Here is a 17,160-nt window from a genome sequence, read left to right as displayed (position 1 = left end):
GCAGTGTTGAGTAGTCAACGAAAGAAACACAACATTATTAAAGTTGTTGCTTGGTTGTGCTGTCGCTTAATAAAACATACATTACTGATTTAGACATCATTCATTAGCTTATTTCAGAATACTCTCATAGAGTTGCTCACCAACGCTAAAAGTTGTTTGAGTAATTAAATCATCCATCACTGATTTCACATTACTAATTAATCCTATTTTTTTAGCAATTAAAAGATATTAGCTAATGATGTGATAGGCTGATGGGCGATCGCTTCTAACTCAATACCATTCAGTTAAGGAACGTAGGCGCAGCCTTATCGGAAAGTAGCCTAATCTTCTCAAGACTTTGTTGGGTTTCGCGATAGCGAAACCCAAGCTAGCTTTCCTCTTAACCCAATACCATTCAGGTTTTTTTGCTACTCACAATACTGAAGAAACATCTTCTTACTGACATTTATTGGCAGGGTAAACATAGCCTTCAACCCTAGCAAAATAATAGCCTGCGGCTCTAGCGTCCTGTTCACCTTGTCTAGTAGCTGTGGTGAAGTTGTCCTCACGTTGAGGACTCCAATATAGCTTTAATGGTACTGTCCCAGGTCTTTGTGTGCTAAAAACATAACCTTCTACTCGCGCAAACGAATAACCAGCCTCAAGAGCTGATGTTTCGCCCTCACGTGTCCCTGTGGTAAAGTTGTCCCCACGCTGAGAACTCCAATATAATTTCAAAGGCACTGTTCCACGTTGCTGATTAGACAATGCACATCCTTCAACACGCACATATTTGTATCTTGCTTCAATAGCAGAATTTCCACCTACTGATGTTCCTGTTGTGAAGTTGTCTCCACGTTGAGAACTCCAGTACAGTTCTAGCGGAACTAATCCTTCTTGAGCAAGGACGGAACTGATACCACAGGCTATCGATGCACCTAGTATAGTAATGACCGTAGCAATTCTGATTCTTGTCTTTCTGAATGTGTTCACGTTAATAATCACTAATTATTTACAACTTGGACTTCCGTATCTATTGACTTATAGATTTTAAATAAGTCATTTATGCACTTCATAGATCAAGATTTCATTTTTTAACATCAAATACAATTAGTGATGGATTCAGATAACCCTAAACAACGTGAGCCGTAAATAACACTAAATCTCTCACTTCACAGCAGAAGCCGTAAAGCATACGGGCAAGTTATAATCTTCTTGCGGACGAACGTAACAAAAATTTATGAGTAACCCCCTTTTACAAGCCTTTTTTGTAGGCAGAGCCTTGGCTGAAGTAGCGAATGAACGTTTAGAGGTCGTTTTGACCGATGCTTTGAGCGAAATAGGTAAATTTGATGCTGAGGCTAGAGAGCAACTACGCCAATTTACAGAAGAAGTCATAGAACGGGCAAACCGCGCAGCGACTGCGGCCCAAGCGGGTCAAACTACTACAGGTAGTAGCCAAGCTGGTGCTGATGGGGTTGACTTGCAAGCCACAATTGATGAACTACGTGCAGAAATTGCCCTCTTGCGAAATGAATTACAACGTTATCGCAGCAGTTCTGTATAAATGTGTTCATTCGTCATTAGTCAATAATTCTTGACAAATGGCGTTTTGTGAAAAATAGTTTAAGGATCAGAGTGTCTTTTCTTCCAGGTTATTCAGTGAAAACCCAACGGTAAATTGTAGATATGGAAACTAGTTATTCAGATAAGGCATACCGTTGGAATCGGGAAAACTACTCCAGTAAGCGACGCTTCGTGGACATTTGGTCTTTTGTCTTGACCTTAATGTTCAAACTTTGGCGGTATAACAAATCTTGGAGTTATCCTGGCGGTGTCACTGAAGCGAAACAGGCGGCAAGGCGAAAAGCTCAAGCTGTCTGGATTCGCAATACCCTGCTAGACTTGGGTCCAACTTTTATCAAAGTCGGGCAGTTATTCTCTACCCGTGCGGATATATTCCCTAGTGAATATGTAGAAGAGTTGGCAAAGCTTCAAGACAAAGTACCTGCTTTTAGCTATGAGCAAGTAGAAAAGATTGTTGAGAAAGAATTAGGTAAAAAAATTCCCGAACTCTTTCAAAGTTTTGAACCCATTCCTTTGGCAGCTGCTAGCTTGGGTCAAGTACACAAAGCTGTACTGCATAGCGGGGAATCAGTTGTAGTCAAGGCGCAACGTCCCGGATTAAAAAAGTTATTTGAGATAGACTTACAAATTCTTAAAGGAATTGCTCGCTATTTTCAAAACCATCCTAAATGGGGCAAGGGGCGAGATTGGATGGGTATTTACGAAGAGTGCTGCCGCATTCTGTGGGAAGAAATTGATTATCTCAATGAAGGTAGGAACGCTGATGCTTTTCGCCGTAACTTTCGCGGTTACGATTGGGTGCAAGTCCCGAAAGTGTATTGGCGTTACGCCTCGCCACAGGTGCTGACTTTGGAATATTTGCCGGGGATTAAAATTAGTCAATATGAGGCGTTGGAAGCCGCAGGTATAGACCGCAAGGCAGTTGCTCGTCAAGGAGCGCAAGCATACTTAATTCAATTGCTCAATGATGGCTTTTTCCATGCTGATCCCCATCCAGGTAATATAGCGGTTAGTGCTGATGGCTCATTGATTTTCTATGACTTTGGCATGATGGGGCGGATTAAATCGAATGTCCGGGAAGGATTGATGCAGACACTGTTTGGCGTTGCCCAAAAAGATGGCACTCGCGTAGTCCAGTCTCTCATAGATTTAGGTGCGATCGCTCCCGTAGATGACATGGGGCCAGTGCGGCGTTCTGTCCAGTATATGCTGGACAATTTCATGGATAAGCCCTTTGAAGCCCAATCTGTGGCCGCGATCAGTGATGATTTATACGAAATAGCTTATAATCAGCCATTTAGATTCCCCGCAACTTTTACTTTTGTGATGCGGGCTTTTTCCACCCTCGAAGGCGTGGGTAAAGGCTTAGATCCAGAGTTTAACTTTATGGAAGTTGCCCAACCATACGCAATGCAGCTTATGACCAATATGAATGGTGCAGATAGCAATAGCTTCCTCAATGAATTAAGTCGCCAAGCCGTACAAGTCAGTACCACCGCTTTCGGATTACCACGTAGATTAGAAGATACATTAGAAAAACTAGAGCGGGGAGATATGCGTGTGCGAGTACGCTCTATAGAAACAGAGCGGCTTTTACGGCGACAGAGTAATATTCAGATAGGCATGAGCTATGCTGTGATAATCAGTGGATTTACCCTTTCAGCCACAATTTTATTAGTTAATCATTATCTATGGTTAGCACTGCTGGCTGGTTTAATTGCCGCAGCAGTCTCAGTAATACTGATTCGACTGCTTCTCCGCCTCGAACGTTATGACCGTATGTATTAATTGTTGCACTAAAAAGCTATGAAACTTAACTTCACGGGTCTTAGCGATCCGGGACTTGTTCGTTCTAATAATCAGGATCATTACTACATCGACCCGGAAGGACGATTTTTCATTGTTGCTGATGGGATGGGTGGTCATGCGGGAGGAGAAGAAGCAAGTCGCATCGCCACGACAGTAATTCAAGAATATTTATTAGCTCATTGGGATAAACCTGATTCATCCGAAAAATTGTTAGAGCAGGCTTTATGGCAAGCCAATCAAGCCATTTTAGAGGATCAGCAAAGTCATCCTGAACGTGCTGATATGGGTACAACTGTCGTAGTCGTGATTTTGCGTGACTCGACCTGGTGCGCTCATGTCGGTGACTCTAGACTGTACCGTTTGCGGGAGTCACAACTAGAACAAGTGACGGAAGACCATACCTGGGTAGCTAGAGCCATCAAAATTGGCGACATCACCCCAGAAGAAGCACGGACTCATCCATTTCGTCATGTATTATCTCGATGTTTAGGTCGAGAAGACTTATCCCAAGTTGAAGTACAGGCGTTGGATGTTAAAGATGGCGATCGCTTACTATTATGCAGTGATGGTCTAACTGAAGAACTGGTCGATGAAAAGATAGCTGATTCTCTCCATGACATCCCCATATTGGAGCAGGCTGCTGTATCTCTAGTAGAAGCCGCTAAAGATCAAGGTGGACACGATAATATCACTATTGTTATTGTGGCGATCGCATAACACAACACTTAAAGACTTCCAAATTAAAAAATATCCCTTATGTAGGGTGCGTCAGTCAAAATAATTTCTTGGTGCTTCTAAATTTTTTCTCACTGACATACCCTAATAAGAGCCAATTTGGGATAATTTATTTTTTGAAAGTCCTTTACTCTTTGCTGAGTCAATACATTTCGGTTAGGGCTAAAAAATTAAAATGTGTAGTTTGATTTGAGAAACGTAGCTTGCTTTACAACGTAATGTTACTCAAACCCGCACGCACTCATTACTCATCACTCAGCACTCAGCACTTTTCCCTGTTTTTTGATAGCTTCAGGACTTTTGTAGTAAATATACTCAGCATTTTGTTCAACCTGAGCATTTTTCCTATTTACAACTTGATACAAATATTTTTAGCCACCAAAATTCCCAACTGGCGGCTGAAATTACACAATTTAGTTGATTGACATGTTGCACATCATAATGTAAGCAGAATATAATGCGATCTTAATACCCTTCACGTTCACTCTTCTATGAAAATCTCCCTCTAGGGAAAGTTTCCAGATAAAGGACGGAACTGAAGGTAAAGAAGGATATCCCACCTACCTAAAATTTACTCCAAACCTGCCCAGGCAGACTTGGGTTATATGTCAGTAGGTTCTATTGCAGCACATCCCAACAAAAATCTCCCCTCTGAGGATATGGGCAATCTGTCAAAATAGTTGTTATCTTTCTTAATACAGAGAATTGGTAGCAAATCCCAAACAAGCCCTATTTTTATAGGACTTGTGTTACCCAAATCAACTTTACGCGTTGTCTTTTAGGAGTATACTATGAACCAACCAATCCAACTTTCCTTGGAACAGCAGTTTAGCATCCGCTCATTTTCCACTCAAGTACAGAATATGAGTCATGACCAAGCCAAAGACTTTTTAGTCAAGCTCTATGAGCAAATGGTGGTGCGCGAAGCAACTTACCAAGAGTTACTTAAGCATCAGTGGGGCTTAGATTCTGGTTCCACTTTGGCATAGAGCAAGTTATGTGTCGCAGTGGGCGACCTCCTTCTCTTGCTCACTTCCACGGAGGAAAGGAGCTGGTGATGCTGGGGCGTCAACTTCAAGATCAAGCTAAATCACTTCTAGGATGTCATCCATCAAAACTCGATAATACAGTTGTTTGACCGTTAGCTCTGCGCTTACATAACTTAGTTTTGGTTTATTTATCAAACCATTAGCCAGCAATTTTGTAAATATGCTTACTACTGAGTGAATGAATAATTTCACTTTGCTTACTAACACTTACATTCCTACGTGTAAAAAGCAGAATGAAAATTTACTTGTATTTGACTAAGCACTGGCTTTTTCAGCCTGCACTGATGACTATTATATTTATTCCCAATACTACTTACAAGTAGATATATATATTCTTGATAAAAGTTTACATTTTTTGATATAAGTTACATATAACCTGTAAAAATATTTACTAACCAGAGATATCAAATGCAGACTCCGTGTCAATTGCATCTAACTTGGCCAAAATTTGCGGTTTAATTTTTTCATATTCCCTTTTGAGCAAATTCTTACTAATTTGGGGATCAGCCCCAGACACAAAGGTTTTGGCAGCCATCATCCACTGTTGCAGTCGTTGACATTGAGCAGAGGCAATACTAGCAACTAGGACATGAGAACAAGTATTTGGTGATTCCCGCGCAAACAATAGCAAACGATAGTAACCTGTTTTGAACATTAATTGCACCATCTCTTGACCGAGACTAGTTTTGAGATCCAGGTAATAAGGTAAGCATTTAGCTCCATGTTTACGATTGTAGAGAACAGTAATCCACAGCATCATGGGGTGGGGAGCAGTTATAAACAAAAATTGATTGTAACGGCTACAGACCAGACGTTGAATAATTTCTCGTTGTGGTAGCATCACCCATAAGGCTGGTATAACGTCACCATTGATTTGGATAGGTTGAGGAAACACAATGTCAGCTATTGGCTTATTTTTCGGCCAAGAAGTTGTCACAGTAATTTCATTTTTGGCTGGAGCTAAGTTTAATGCCCTATTACCGTTTATCTTCTTTTCAGATTCAGCTTTAACCGTGACATTATCAGTAGATTGATGATTTTCGTGTTGAATGGGGCGTTTTTGATGTTGCTGTTCGATAGATTCTAAAGCTTGGAGTATTTCACTAATACTTTGGGGGCGATCCTTTACTATTTTCGCTAAACAACTCATCACTAAATTTTCGACATCTTTAGGAATAAGCAAGCTAGGACTGACTTCAGTAAAAGTACGTGGTGCTTGATGGTGATGAGCTTTATACCATGCGCCAAAAGAATGGGTTGAGGCCATGAGTGGCATTTTGCCTGTCAACATTTCAAACATCATCACACCCAAACTATAAATATCTGAGCGATTATCTAGTTCTTTGCCTTCCATTTGTTCAGGAGAAGAATAGGCCAGTGTCCCCAAATAGTATTTTGTGTGATCGCCGTTGGCCTGGAGTAATTTAGCAATACCAAAATCTAAAATCTTGAGCAATTCCCCAAAACTGGGGTCTTGAATCACTAGCATATTGCTGGGTTTAATATCACGATGAATAATTGGGCAGACTGAGCCATCAACTGGAATACCGTCATGAGCGCATTTTAAACCCAGGCAGATTTGACGTGTCATACTCACAAACCGGGTTAAAGATAGATGTTGCTGCCGGATTATCTGGTTGAGGCTTTGTCCTTGTAGATATTCCATAACGTAGTAGGGGGTATTATTTTCATCTACGCCATAGTCCATGACTCTCACAATATGAATACTTTTTTGTCCTAGTAAGGCACAAGTTTTTGCTTCTCGCTCAAACCTGTCTTGCAGTCGCATCTTTTCATTGTGTATTGACAATGCAAGAAACTTGATAGCAACAGGTACACCTCCCAATAAAATATCTTTGGCACGGTATACTCTACCCATTGCACCCGTACCAATTAATTCCTGTAATTGGTAGCGTTTACTAAGAAAACGGCCAATGTTGGGGTCTGACATAGAAACTTCGACTCCAATGTTTAACAAATGTGAATTACACCTACCTATGAGGTAGGTGTTAAGTGTTGGGGTGGAAAAGTGCAATTAAATAATGGGGTAGATGTATCCTGATGCTTTGCACTTGGGTTTTGATGTAGTGTTAGTTTGCCCAGTTTTTATAACCCAGATAACTTCAGCCAGTAAAACTCACACATAAATATGTCATTCATGGCTCAATATGCTGGGTAAAAATGTGTTTTATTATACAAATACCTTAAAACAACTAATAATACGTAAGTTACGTTCAGACACGCTCTTAATCCCTACTCCCAGCCCAAGTTACTGTCTTTGAAGCTAACTCAGTCTAAATTTAACTTCTAACTAATTATTGGTCGGCTGAAGCTTTAATCTGGCTTCCATTGTACTGATTAAAGAATGACCAGCCATGATACCACTACTGAGGTAATATGTATCGTCCGCAATTCGGTGCATCGTTTCAAAGCCGCTACGACGTTGCCGATCGCTCATTACCCAATAACGTTGTATGATTGCTTCTAAACCCATCCAACCTTCGCCTTCAACCTGACCTAACAGACTATGTTGGAGTAAAAAAGTATATTGACGTTCCCCTTCATGCAATCGCCCCTTGTATTGTAAAGAGATATCAGGGCGATCGCTACCAGGAAAGATGAGTTTTGTTGCCATAGTAAACCAGTTATCTCGATTCCAAGCCACCAAGGTCATGCCCTTAATGCTGATTGGCATTCCATTACGTTCTAGCCAATTGCCTTGAATTAACCAGCGTCCTGGCTCTAATAAAAAAGTGTGCGCCACCTTGTATATTCCTTGCCTTAATCGAGTAGTCCTCAGACTACAAAGATATATTTGGAATTACAAAAATGTCAGGTGGAAAATAGGGAGAAATGAATCAATTCAAAATTCTTGCATTAAAGACAGCCACCCACATTCGCGCAGCGTCCCGCAGGGAGGGGTGGTTTTTCTACCTAGGGCTTGCAGAATAAACAAAAAACCTAGATAAATTACAACTTCTGTCCTGCAAAAATAGACCGCACTTCACCATTCCGCCGGACTATAGCTTCACCGTTATTGACATCTACTAATGTCCAACCGCTAGAGCCAATACTTTCACCGATGTTAATGCGACGACTGACACCGTTAGTTTGAAATAGTGCCACAGACTTATTACCCAACTCTAGCAGTCCTTCTAGAATATGGGTGGGAGTAGGGGAAGTAACGGTAAGGGATGCAACCTGTACTGCTTCCCCGTTATTCGATGGTCTTGGTAAGCTAGCACCGAAGGGAACAACAGGTAAATTAGGCAGAGAATTGGGTGACTGTTGAACTTTTATAGGTGCATTTCGCACAGCCACAGGTTTCATGTCTGAGCGCACAGCCGCAGTTAACATATTGACTGTGCTGGGTTTAGCAGCTGGTTGCACTTTATTTAAGGTGTTATTAACTACATTTGGTTGGCTGGCAACTGGGGCTGGTGGTAAAGGTGAACCAATACCGGGAATTGGTGGCAGTGCAGAGCGCATTGGTGAGGGTGGTTGGAAAACTGGAATATAGATGCGCTCAACAACGTTTGTAGTTCGGCTAGATGCTGGTGGTGTATTGTTAGCTGTTAGGGGTGATGGTAGATTACCGATAGGCTGATTGTTAGATAAAGCTACAGATGTTGGGTGAGAAATCACTCGATTGGCTAGTTGGGAACGAACGGCACGTTGAGTAGTGCCATCGTTTTTGTCGATGATGGCTAATGCTCCCATCATGTAATTGACTAACTCAGCCTGGACATCTGGTTTTGTAGGTAATTGTGACTGGGGTACATAAATAGTTGGTTGGGTGAGTTTAGATGTTAGGAGAACTAACACCCCAGATTGCACTATATATAGTACGCCTGCGATCGCCACACCGATAGTTGTACCCCCAATCAGTAGTTTCCCCAAGGTCAGTTTCGCTGTTTGGGTAATTTTACTGGTTGATTTGATCTGAGGTTGATCAACTACAACAGTGCTGACTTTTTTGTTGCTGATAGCTGTAACAGTCTGGACAGGTCGATTAACTGTATTTGGTAGGACAATCTGCGGTACTTCAACGGTTTGCAGATGGTCATACTCTAAAGTTGTTTGCTGGGATGTATACGACCAGCTACTGGCAGATGCAGCAGCTTGGCGTAGTGGTTGCCTATTGTGGAAATTGACCTCCAGTATGTCGTCAATACTGGCAAAAAGCTCATCCATCAAGCCATCAGCATAGAATTCTATTGACCAAGGCTCGTTAACAATCAAGTCTTCTGATAGTTCGGGGACAATGAGATGGGTGCTAACTTCTCGTAACATAAGCAAGTTGTAGGTGGTAGTTGCCAGGATGGGGCAACACCGCCCCTTTTACCTGGGTATCAGGATTTTCAAAATATTCAATCTCCCGTCCAAACTAGACGAGTTGATTGTTGAGTGTATGAAATTCAACTCCAAATTGGGGATCGTAGATGATGCCAGGGTTGAACTCTTGTCATCTATCTTACCCATCTCCCCCTCCACTATACTCACCCTTCATAAAGACGAAGTTAAGATAAAGCCGCAAACCCTGATTGGTTCTTAGATTGACGCAATTCTAAAAAAATTAATAAGGCGTTAACATCAGCAGGATTTACACCCCCAATTCGGGCTGCTTGACCAATGGTAAGGGGTTGTACCTGATTGAGTTTTTCCCGTGCTTCTTTAGAAAGAGTTTCAATTTTTGTGTAGTCTAAATCCGCAGGTAGCTGGCGGTTGGATTGACGGGCAATCTGTTCGATTTGGCTTTGTTGTCTAGCCAAATAACCAGAGTATTTGATGTCAATTTCTGCCCCTTCTCTTTCCGCTTGGCTGAGGCTGGGGTTGCCAAGTCCATATTTATCAAGGTCTACATAATGAAATCCGGGGCGACGTAGCAAGTCGGCTAGGGTAATCGAACCTCTGATGGTTTGTTGAGTATCAGAGGCGATCGCTTTCCCTATTTCATCATGTTCTTTGACTCTGGTAGCGTACAGCCGTTCTTTTTCAGCCGTAATCTGTGCTTGTTTGTTGCTGAACATTTCCCAACGGCGATCGTCAATTAAACCAATTTCCCGTCCCAAAGGTGTCAACCGTTGGTCAGCGTTATCAGAACGCAGCAACAAGCGATACTCTGACCGACTAGTTAACATTCGGTAGGGTTCGCGTAAATCCTTGGTACACAAGTCATCCAGCAAAGTACCGAGGTAACTTTGCTCACGGGGGAAAATAATCATTTCCTGACCGCGCACAAACCGCGCTGCGTTAATTCCGGCGACAATTCCTTGGGCTGCGGCTTCTTCATAGCCTGTTGTGCCGTTAATCTGTCCTGCACAGAATAACCCAGCAATTTTTTTCGTCATCATTGTGGGATAACACTGGGTAGCAGGCAGATAATCATATTCTACTGCGTAGGCTGGACGTAACATTACGCAGTTTTCTAATCCGGGGAGACTCCGTAACATTTGCAGTTGCAAATTTTCGGGCAACCCTGTGGAAAACCCTTGGATGTATAGTTCGGGAATATCTCGTCCTTCCGGTTCAATAAAGATTTGGTGGCTTTCCTTATCGGCAAAGCGGACAATCTTATCTTCAATACTGGGGCAGTAACGCGGCCCTTTGGCTTCCACCCAACCGCCGTAAACTGGCGATAGGTGCAAGTTTTCCCTAATTAACCGATGGGTTTCAGCTGTGGTGCGGGTCATATAGCAAGGCATTTGTTCCCGTTCTACCCACACGTCGGGGTCAAAACTAAACCACCGAACTTCCTCATCTCCTGGCTGGTGTTCCATTTTGGTATAGTCCACCGATCGCCTGTCTACTCGTGCAGGTGTACCAGTCTTGAGTCTCCCGGTTTCAAATCCCAAACGATTTAGGGTTTGGGTTAGTCCCTCTGCCGCAAATTCTCCGGCGCGTCCAGCCGCCATTGACTTGTTCCCCACCCAAATCTTGCCACCGAGAAATGTACCCGTAGTTAAAATTACGGCTTTACACTCAAAAGTCACGCCAAAGTAAGTTTCTACCCCAATAACTTCATTGTTAGCACCCAAAACCAAGTCTGTGACCATCCCTTCCCGAATGCTCAAGTTCTCTTGGTTTTCCACAATATTTTTCATCACAGCCGCATATTCCCGCTTGTCAGTTTGGGCGCGTAATGCCCATACCGCCGGCCCCCGTGAAGAGTTGAGGATGCGTTTTTGTAGGTAGGTACGGTCTGCCATTTTGCCAATTTCCCCACCTAAAGCATCTATTTCATGGGTTAATTGGGATTTGGCAGGGCCACCCACAGCCGGATTGCAGGGTTGCCAAGCGATTTTATCTAAATTTAATGTCAAAAGCAGGGTACGACAACCGAGGCGGGCAGTAGCAAGGGCTGCTTCGCAACCGGAGTGACCTGCACCGACAACGATGACATCAAAGGCATCTTGCCCGAAAGCGTTTTTGGTAACGGAATTGTGCATGGTCATAAGCAATTCAGAATTTAAAATTTAAAATGAAGGATAACAGCTATGGTGAGAAGTCGTCAGCAGGAAACACTGCTTTGCTCTGGTTTTTAGAGCTTTTTCTTGATACCTTCTTACTTAGTCGAGTGGGGTTTATTTACAATTTTAGCTGATTCCGTGATTTTATGGATGTTACTGTCTTTTGAAGTAGTGGTAAAAAGTTATTTCTGAACAAGTTTTTGGAGGATTTTTGATTAATTAAAATATTGGAAAGATAAATTAATAATTGTAAGAACTTCAATTGATTGCTTATACATTTAATGATAACCAATGAGAAGAATATTAAAAAAAATCAAGTTTACTGTTATTACTATCTTGATGATTTTTAGCTTAGTTGCCAGCAATGCAGTAAATCATCACCAAGTAGATGCAAATGCTCAATGGATAAATGAATGTTTAATGGTAGATGAAAAAGACTGTGATGCTCTTGCCACAGCACCTAGAATACCAACGATCAGTCCCGATATTGGGCAGTCAGATAAAGAAAAATTTTTGGCTGCGATCGCCAATAATTTAGCTACCATTCCCCAGCCTGGTAGTTATGAATATATTTTGCTCAAAGCATATGGTACTGCGTTTATAAATAGAGATAAATTAGTTACATTACCATCAACAGTTCTGCTAAATAATGAGGAAGAAACACAGACATTTCAAAATAGTTTAACAATGGTTAAAGTTAATGGTACAAATGACTGTTACTTACAAGCATCAGCCACCGCAGCATTAAATCAGGCGCGTTCTTTAGAAAATATTCCCTTAAAATCAGGCTATGGTTCTGGTGATTGTACTCGCAGTTTTGCTACTAATTTCAGATTTTGGAATAAATATGCTAACCAAAATACTTTGAATCAAGTGAAAGAAGGAAGAGAAACAGCAATTCTCGGTGTTGTTGCACCACCAGGAACATCACAACATCTTTGGGGATTAGCAATTGATTTGCGGGTATCTCATCTAAAACAAAGACAAATTCTCAATCAAAATGGTTGGTTTCAAACCGTCGCTAAAGATGTACCACACTGGACTTATTTAGGTTTAAATGAGCAAGATTTACTAAATTTCGGGTTAAGAAAGCAAGTAGAAAATGGGATTAGCTATTGGGTGACACCACTTTGAATAATTCGTAATTTTTAGTTCGTAATTCGTAATTATGAGCTAAGGATCTAGGGTTAAAAACTGATGGCAATTTTGCTAAATTACAATTTGCTGTTGTAATAGGATAAGAATTACTACAATGAAATAGTTACACACCTAAATCTGGAGTTCTAATAGTGGGCTTATTTGATGATTTTAGTCGGTTTCTGGAAAACCGTTTAGAGGAATTCTTGCGTAATAATCCGCATCTGGAATTAGAGGCGTTGTTAGAACAGCTGCGACAGCAAGAGGAAGATACATTGAAATTGATTGCAGATTTACAATTGCAAGAGAAGCGATCGCAAGAAGATATTCTCTCCACTGCACAAGAGATTCAGCGTTGGCATATCCGTGTGCAGAAAGCTAAAGATTCAGGTAGACAAGATTTAGCGGCGGCGGCACAAGAGAGAGAAGCAACTCTATTGCGTGAAGGAAATCAGCTTTGGGGACAAATGCAAGGGCTGAAAGAACGTATCGCCCAATCTCAAGAACTGTTGCATAAAATTCAAGTGCGGCGACAGGAAGTACAAACCAAAGCAGCAGAAGCACAAACAACACGCGCTAAAGCCCAGACTCAACAGCGCATAGAAACTAACGGTTGGTGGAATACAGCTAGCACCTCTAGCAGTGGATTGGATGACTTAGAAGAAAAGTTTCGTCGCTGGGAAACTGAAGATGAATTAGAACAGATGAAGCGCAATTTAGGAAAATAATCTGTATAGTCCAAAACTTAAGAATGAAGGACATTTCCGAAATTTGCTCCTTCATTTACAAATAAGACTAAACCTAAATAATTTAAGGAAAAGACGATGAAAGAGATCACCCGGCGCAAATTTATTGCTACTGCTACCTTAGCAACTGGTTTTGCTTTGGCTGTACAACCCATTTCTGCCCAAGTCATTACTACTGATGCCAAAGAGTTAGTTGCAGGTACAGTGAAAATTCCTGTTCAAGATGGTGAAATTCCAGCTTACAGAGCGTTACCTGCCACTGGTGGAAATTTTCCGATTGTGCTGGTGATTCAGGAAATTTTCGGCGTACATGAACATATTCAGGATGTCTGCCGTCGCTTTGCTAAGTTAGGTTATTTAGCGATCGCACCAGAATTATTTGCTCGTCAGGGCGATGTCTCCAAGTTAAGCAATATCGATGAAATTCGTCAGGTGGTAGCTAAAGTACCAGATGCTCAGGTGTTATCTGACCTGGATGCCACCGTAGATTGGGCTATCAAGTCTGCTAAAGGTAATGCTGATAGATTGGGGATTACAGGCTTTTGTTGGGGTGGTCGCATGACTTGGTTGTACTCAGCATATAATCCCAAGGTTAAGGCAGGTGTAGCATGGTATGGCAGATTAGTTGGTAATTCTACGGAATTAACACCGAAGCATCCTGTCGATATTGCCTCTAATTTGAAAGTTCCCGTTCTCGGACTTTATGGAGGTCAGGATACAGGCATTCCTCTGAAGACGGTGGAACAAATGCGCGATGAGTTGAAGTCCAGCAGATGCAAATCCGAAATCATCGTTTACCCCGATGCACCCCACGCCTTTTTTGCCGATTATCGTCCTTCCTACAGGCAGAAAGAAGCGAAAGATGGCTGGCAACGCCTCCTGGCATGGTTTAAGCAGCATGGAGTTTAAGTTTCAGGAACTCTTTGACGTTCTCACCGCCCTAAAAGTGCGGTGATTCTAAAAATCACTTTTTAGGCTTTCTCTTTCATCGACACACCTTAAAATCAACTAGCCATTGCTGGCAATACTTAAACCAGTTAACCGTTCAACAGAACCAATTAACGAGCTTAACTTAGGTAAATTATTCAAAACCCTTGCGTATCGCTAAGGCGACAGCTGCGCTACGTTCGCAATGGCATACCTAAAAATTTTACCACCTACCTACTTAATACAAATATTGAAATATTTATTTAGTTTTTATATCAAAATTCAATTTTCTGATAAAGTTAAATTAACCAGAGTGACAGGCTTGCTTTTTATTAGCTTTTGATTTTTGTGATTGCCGCAGTGTTTTTTGTCGTTCCAGATTAGAACTGAGGCATGGATAGAAGTATATTTTTAGATTTGTTATATAGTCTACAAAGATTATTTGTTGGTTACATTCCTGCTGCTGTTGTAGGTAGTTTTTTTGGATATTTAATCGGAGTCAATGGCGCAATTTATGAAATATTTAGACGAATAGTTCAGATACCCCATAGCATCCCCCCTGTAGCTTGGCTACCTATCATGTTGGTTATATTTCCAGAGAAAGAATCAGCAGTTGCGGTAGTAATTTTTGTCGCTACCTTCTGGACAATTTTAATCAACACAGCCATCGGTATGCGACATTTTCGCAGACAAGATAATAACTTTCGAGTAGCTATATTTCATATATTTCATGCTCTGAAAGTTGGGGTTTGGGTAGCATGGTTTACAGTAATTGCTGTAGAAATGCTAATAGATCAAAAAGGACTGGGTTCTCTGGCTTGGAATGGATATAAATCTGTCAACATCAATTATATATTGGAGGCAATAATTTATATAGGTGTCATTGGCTTTTTGCTGGATCAGTTACTCGACTTAACAGGATATATGCTGGCTCAGATTGTGAGTAATGGTAAAAAATCTGACTGAATATTCCTGAATTTTTCAGCGTTAACTGATTAGTTGATGCTCAATGTTAATGTGACGACTTTCCATAGCTTGCTGAAACAAATCTGTTGGTAGTGCGGCTTCTACTGGCCAAACTCCTGGTTTTTTGAGTTTACCTGCCAATAATAATTGGGCAATACTACCTGTGCCGCAACCAGCCGCAACTGCGGTATTTTCATAGACTAAATTAGAGCAATAAACGGCATCCTTACCATTTATTTTTCCCGTAACTTCCGATCGCACTGCTACGCCAATACCACTAAAAATATTGGTGACATCTGTCATCAAATGACTGACGTGAGATAAAAACTCAATTGTGCTGTGACGCTGCATCCACCACTTAGGAAAAATATGAGCGGCAATCCACGTCAGATGATTATAAAAATCTGGGACTGAACCAAACTTCGTAATCACGGTGTTTATATTCGGAAAAGCATGGGGAATTGTGAAAGTTTCTGGCATATCAAACCAGTAAACACCACTGCGTTGATAAGGAGAGGGAAAATTGATAATTTCTCTCTCACTATATGGCTTAATTAATTGCCATTGTCCATCTATCCAAGCCTGAAAAGGATGTTGCAATCCTAAAAATGTGGTTCGCATAACGGTAATACCAGCACCGCCAGAACCAGCAACTAAATAACTTAAATGTACTTTTTTTGGCTCATGTAATTGCTCGATACCTTGGCGTACCATGCTATTAGAAATGCCGGGGAAAATACCAGTATTAACAATAGCTGTCACCCCAGCAGCTACAGCTTGTTCGTGATAATTTAAAGCCTTGCTGGTAAAAGAACGGTGGTCACTAACATCTAAATAGTTAACGCCTTGTTCAATGCAGAGTTTGAGAACGTTAGCATCACGGTAATGAAACGGCCCCGCACAATGGATAACTATATCTGAATTTGCGATCGCCTCCCGTAACTTGTCAACCTCCGTCAAGTCCAACACCAGCAAAGGAAAATCAACCCCCTTACTCATCTCTGGGGAACGCCCCGTGATCGTAATTTTTGCTTGGGTGTGGGTAGCTATATCCTGGGCAACACTGCTACCAATGCGCCCCCTTCCTCCCAGAATTAAAACGCGGTCTGTCATTACTCCCTGTTGGCAACGATACCTCTATTTGACCAGTTTTTTGTCCTGTTGGCATCGGTTACAAGTATGACTTCCTAATTTTGAGGTTAAGCAAGCAAGTCAATAATTGTCATTATCTAACAACTGATTAATTTTTTTAAGTTACTTCAAGTTTCAGCTTCATTGATTCATTTACAAATATTTGTAAATACTGCATAGCTTAAAAATAATTTGGCGTATAATATTAAACTTTCATTTTATTGTGTAAAAAAAACTGTACAACTCGAAAAAGCTTTCTTACTAATCCCTACATAAGTAAGTTTAAAAATCCAAGCCGATTACTAGCTAGAAGTGTTTTAATGTTATGAATAAAAATTTAGCCTTTATAAATAAAATATCTGTAAAATTCAGTAATCATCGCAGATGCTCATGTTAAATATAATGTTAGCCTTACAGAAAAAATTAGGTGGTAGGAATCATGTCATTACGCAGTTTAGAAAAAATTGGGACAAACATCGCATTATTAACTGTTATTGCATATCCAATCCTAGGTTTTAATAATATCCAACCAGCCGCCGCCCAAAGAAGAGATAACTATGGAGCGATCGCCTATTCTAAAGGAACTCGTGCTAACGGTACTGCTTGGAACTTTGCTACCAGAGC

The 17,160-nt window shown here is 41.2% G+C and carries 16 protein-coding genes; 9 read left to right on the top strand and 7 right to left on the bottom strand.

Annotated elements, in window-relative coordinates; all coding sequences use genetic code 11:
• Positions 1-108 precede the first annotated feature (108 nt).
• Together VB693_RS29085 and VB693_RS23405 are read right to left on the bottom strand one after the other, a co-directional pair.
• Complete coding sequence (locus VB693_RS29085; protein WP_414578018.1) at positions 109-219, bottom strand: hypothetical protein; 111 nt, start codon at positions 217-219, stop codon at positions 109-111.
• Positions 220-435: 216 nt separating this feature from the next.
• Entirely contained in the window at positions 436-972 is a 537-nt protein-coding gene (locus VB693_RS23405) for a hypothetical protein (RefSeq protein WP_323268352.1), read from the bottom strand.
• Between the two features lie 247 nt (positions 973-1,219).
• Between VB693_RS23405 and VB693_RS23400 the strand changes: the two genes are divergently transcribed.
• The 4 genes from VB693_RS23400 to VB693_RS23385 all read left to right on the top strand — a co-directional run bounded on the left by VB693_RS23400 (position 1,220) and on the right by VB693_RS23385 (position 5,099).
• Positions 1,220-1,546 (top strand): DUF6825 family protein, encoded by a 327-nt coding sequence (locus VB693_RS23400; protein ID WP_323268351.1) that lies wholly within the window; start codon positions 1,220-1,222, stop codon positions 1,544-1,546.
• A 122-nt stretch (positions 1,547-1,668) separates the two neighbouring features.
• Positions 1,669-3,354: an AarF/ABC1/UbiB kinase family protein gene (locus tag VB693_RS23395; protein WP_323268350.1), complete on the top strand. Its 1,686-nt coding sequence runs from the start codon at positions 1,669-1,671 to the stop codon at positions 3,352-3,354.
• 18 nt (positions 3,355-3,372) lie between these two features.
• Complete coding sequence (locus tag VB693_RS23390) at positions 3,373-4,092, top strand: Stp1/IreP family PP2C-type Ser/Thr phosphatase (protein WP_323268349.1); 720 nt, start codon at positions 3,373-3,375, stop codon at positions 4,090-4,092.
• A gap of 809 nt (positions 4,093-4,901) precedes the next feature.
• Positions 4,902-5,099 carry an NblA/ycf18 family protein gene (locus VB693_RS23385; RefSeq protein WP_190706559.1) on the top strand — a complete coding sequence of 66 codons (198 nt, stop codon included), beginning with the start codon at positions 4,902-4,904 and terminating at the stop codon, positions 5,097-5,099.
• A gap of 451 nt (positions 5,100-5,550) precedes the next feature.
• Here the strand turns inward: VB693_RS23385 and VB693_RS23380 are convergent, their stop codons facing one another.
• From VB693_RS23380 to mnmG, 4 genes are all read right to left on the bottom strand, one after another.
• Positions 5,551-7,110, bottom strand: a complete 1,560-nt coding sequence (locus VB693_RS23380; protein WP_323268348.1) for a serine/threonine-protein kinase — start codon at positions 7,108-7,110, stop codon at positions 5,551-5,553.
• Between the two features lie 360 nt (positions 7,111-7,470).
• Positions 7,471-7,923: a hypothetical protein gene (locus VB693_RS23375; protein WP_190706554.1), complete on the bottom strand. Its 453-nt coding sequence runs from the start codon at positions 7,921-7,923 to the stop codon at positions 7,471-7,473.
• A 206-nt stretch (positions 7,924-8,129) separates the two neighbouring features.
• A complete protein-coding gene (locus VB693_RS23370; protein WP_323268347.1) occupies positions 8,130-9,452 on the bottom strand; it encodes a hypothetical protein in 1,323 nt (440 codons plus the stop codon).
• A gap of 227 nt (positions 9,453-9,679) precedes the next feature.
• On the bottom strand, positions 9,680-11,614 hold the full coding sequence (gene mnmG, locus VB693_RS23365; protein ID WP_323268346.1) for a tRNA uridine-5-carboxymethylaminomethyl(34) synthesis enzyme MnmG: 1,935 nt from the start codon (positions 11,612-11,614) through the stop codon (positions 9,680-9,682).
• 306 nt (positions 11,615-11,920) lie between these two features.
• Between mnmG and VB693_RS23360 the strand changes: the two genes are divergently transcribed.
• From VB693_RS23360 to VB693_RS23345, 4 genes are all read left to right on the top strand, one after another.
• Entirely contained in the window at positions 11,921-12,763 is an 843-nt protein-coding gene (locus tag VB693_RS23360) for a D-alanyl-D-alanine carboxypeptidase family protein (RefSeq protein WP_323268345.1), read from the top strand.
• 155 nt (positions 12,764-12,918) lie between these two features.
• Positions 12,919-13,494 carry a TIGR04376 family protein gene (locus tag VB693_RS23355; protein ID WP_190706540.1) on the top strand — a complete coding sequence of 192 codons (576 nt, stop codon included), beginning with the start codon at positions 12,919-12,921 and terminating at the stop codon, positions 13,492-13,494.
• A gap of 96 nt (positions 13,495-13,590) precedes the next feature.
• Entirely contained in the window at positions 13,591-14,421 is an 831-nt protein-coding gene (locus tag VB693_RS23350) for a dienelactone hydrolase family protein (RefSeq protein ID WP_323268344.1), read from the top strand.
• 411 nt (positions 14,422-14,832) lie between these two features.
• Positions 14,833-15,405 (top strand): nitrate transporter, encoded by a 573-nt coding sequence (locus VB693_RS23345; protein ID WP_323268343.1) that lies wholly within the window; start codon positions 14,833-14,835, stop codon positions 15,403-15,405.
• 21 nt (positions 15,406-15,426) lie between these two features.
• Here VB693_RS23345 and VB693_RS23340 read toward each other — a convergent pair whose 3' ends face one another.
• Positions 15,427-16,518, bottom strand: a complete 1,092-nt coding sequence (locus tag VB693_RS23340) for a saccharopine dehydrogenase family protein (RefSeq protein WP_323268342.1) — start codon at positions 16,516-16,518, stop codon at positions 15,427-15,429.
• Positions 16,519-16,975: 457 nt separating this feature from the next.
• On the opposite strand from VB693_RS23340, the gene VB693_RS23335 reads away from it, so the two are divergent.
• The coding region (locus tag VB693_RS23335) for a hypothetical protein (protein ID WP_323268341.1) at positions 16,976-17,160 on the top strand (185 nt) is incomplete at its 3' end.

The sequence above is a fragment of the Anabaena sp. UHCC 0399 genome, from assembly GCF_034931465.1.
GTDB classification, from domain to species: Bacteria; Cyanobacteriota; Cyanobacteriia; order Cyanobacteriales; family Nostocaceae; genus Trichormus; species Trichormus minutissimus.
Note: the sequence above shows the minus strand (reverse complement) of the source record. Positions and strands in the feature narration are given on the sequence as shown.

Excerpts from the sequence above, each read along its gene's own strand:
- VB693_RS23390 (WP_323268349.1), top strand. The coding sequence starts at position 3,373 with ATGAAACTTAACTTCACGGGTCTTAGCGATCCGGGACTTGTTCGTTCT.
- VB693_RS23370 (WP_323268347.1), bottom strand. The coding sequence starts at position 9,452 with ATGTTACGAGAAGTTAGCACCCATCTCATTGTCCCCGAACTATCAGAA.
- VB693_RS23395 (WP_323268350.1), top strand. The coding sequence starts at position 1,669 with ATGGAAACTAGTTATTCAGATAAGGCATACCGTTGGAATCGGGAAAAC.
- VB693_RS23385 (WP_190706559.1), top strand. The coding sequence starts at position 4,902 with ATGAACCAACCAATCCAACTTTCCTTGGAACAGCAGTTTAGCATCCGC.
- mnmG (WP_323268346.1), bottom strand. The coding sequence starts at position 11,614 with ATGACCATGCACAATTCCGTTACCAAAAACGCTTTCGGGCAAGATGCC.
- VB693_RS23380 (WP_323268348.1), bottom strand. The coding sequence starts at position 7,110 with ATGTCAGACCCCAACATTGGCCGTTTTCTTAGTAAACGCTACCAATTA.
- VB693_RS23350 (WP_323268344.1), top strand. The coding sequence starts at position 13,591 with ATGAAAGAGATCACCCGGCGCAAATTTATTGCTACTGCTACCTTAGCA.
- VB693_RS23340 (WP_323268342.1), bottom strand. The coding sequence starts at position 16,518 with ATGACAGACCGCGTTTTAATTCTGGGAGGAAGGGGGCGCATTGGTAGC.
- VB693_RS23400 (WP_323268351.1), top strand. The coding sequence starts at position 1,220 with ATGAGTAACCCCCTTTTACAAGCCTTTTTTGTAGGCAGAGCCTTGGCT.
- VB693_RS23345 (WP_323268343.1), top strand. The coding sequence starts at position 14,833 with ATGGATAGAAGTATATTTTTAGATTTGTTATATAGTCTACAAAGATTA.
- VB693_RS23360 (WP_323268345.1), top strand. The coding sequence starts at position 11,921 with ATGAGAAGAATATTAAAAAAAATCAAGTTTACTGTTATTACTATCTTG.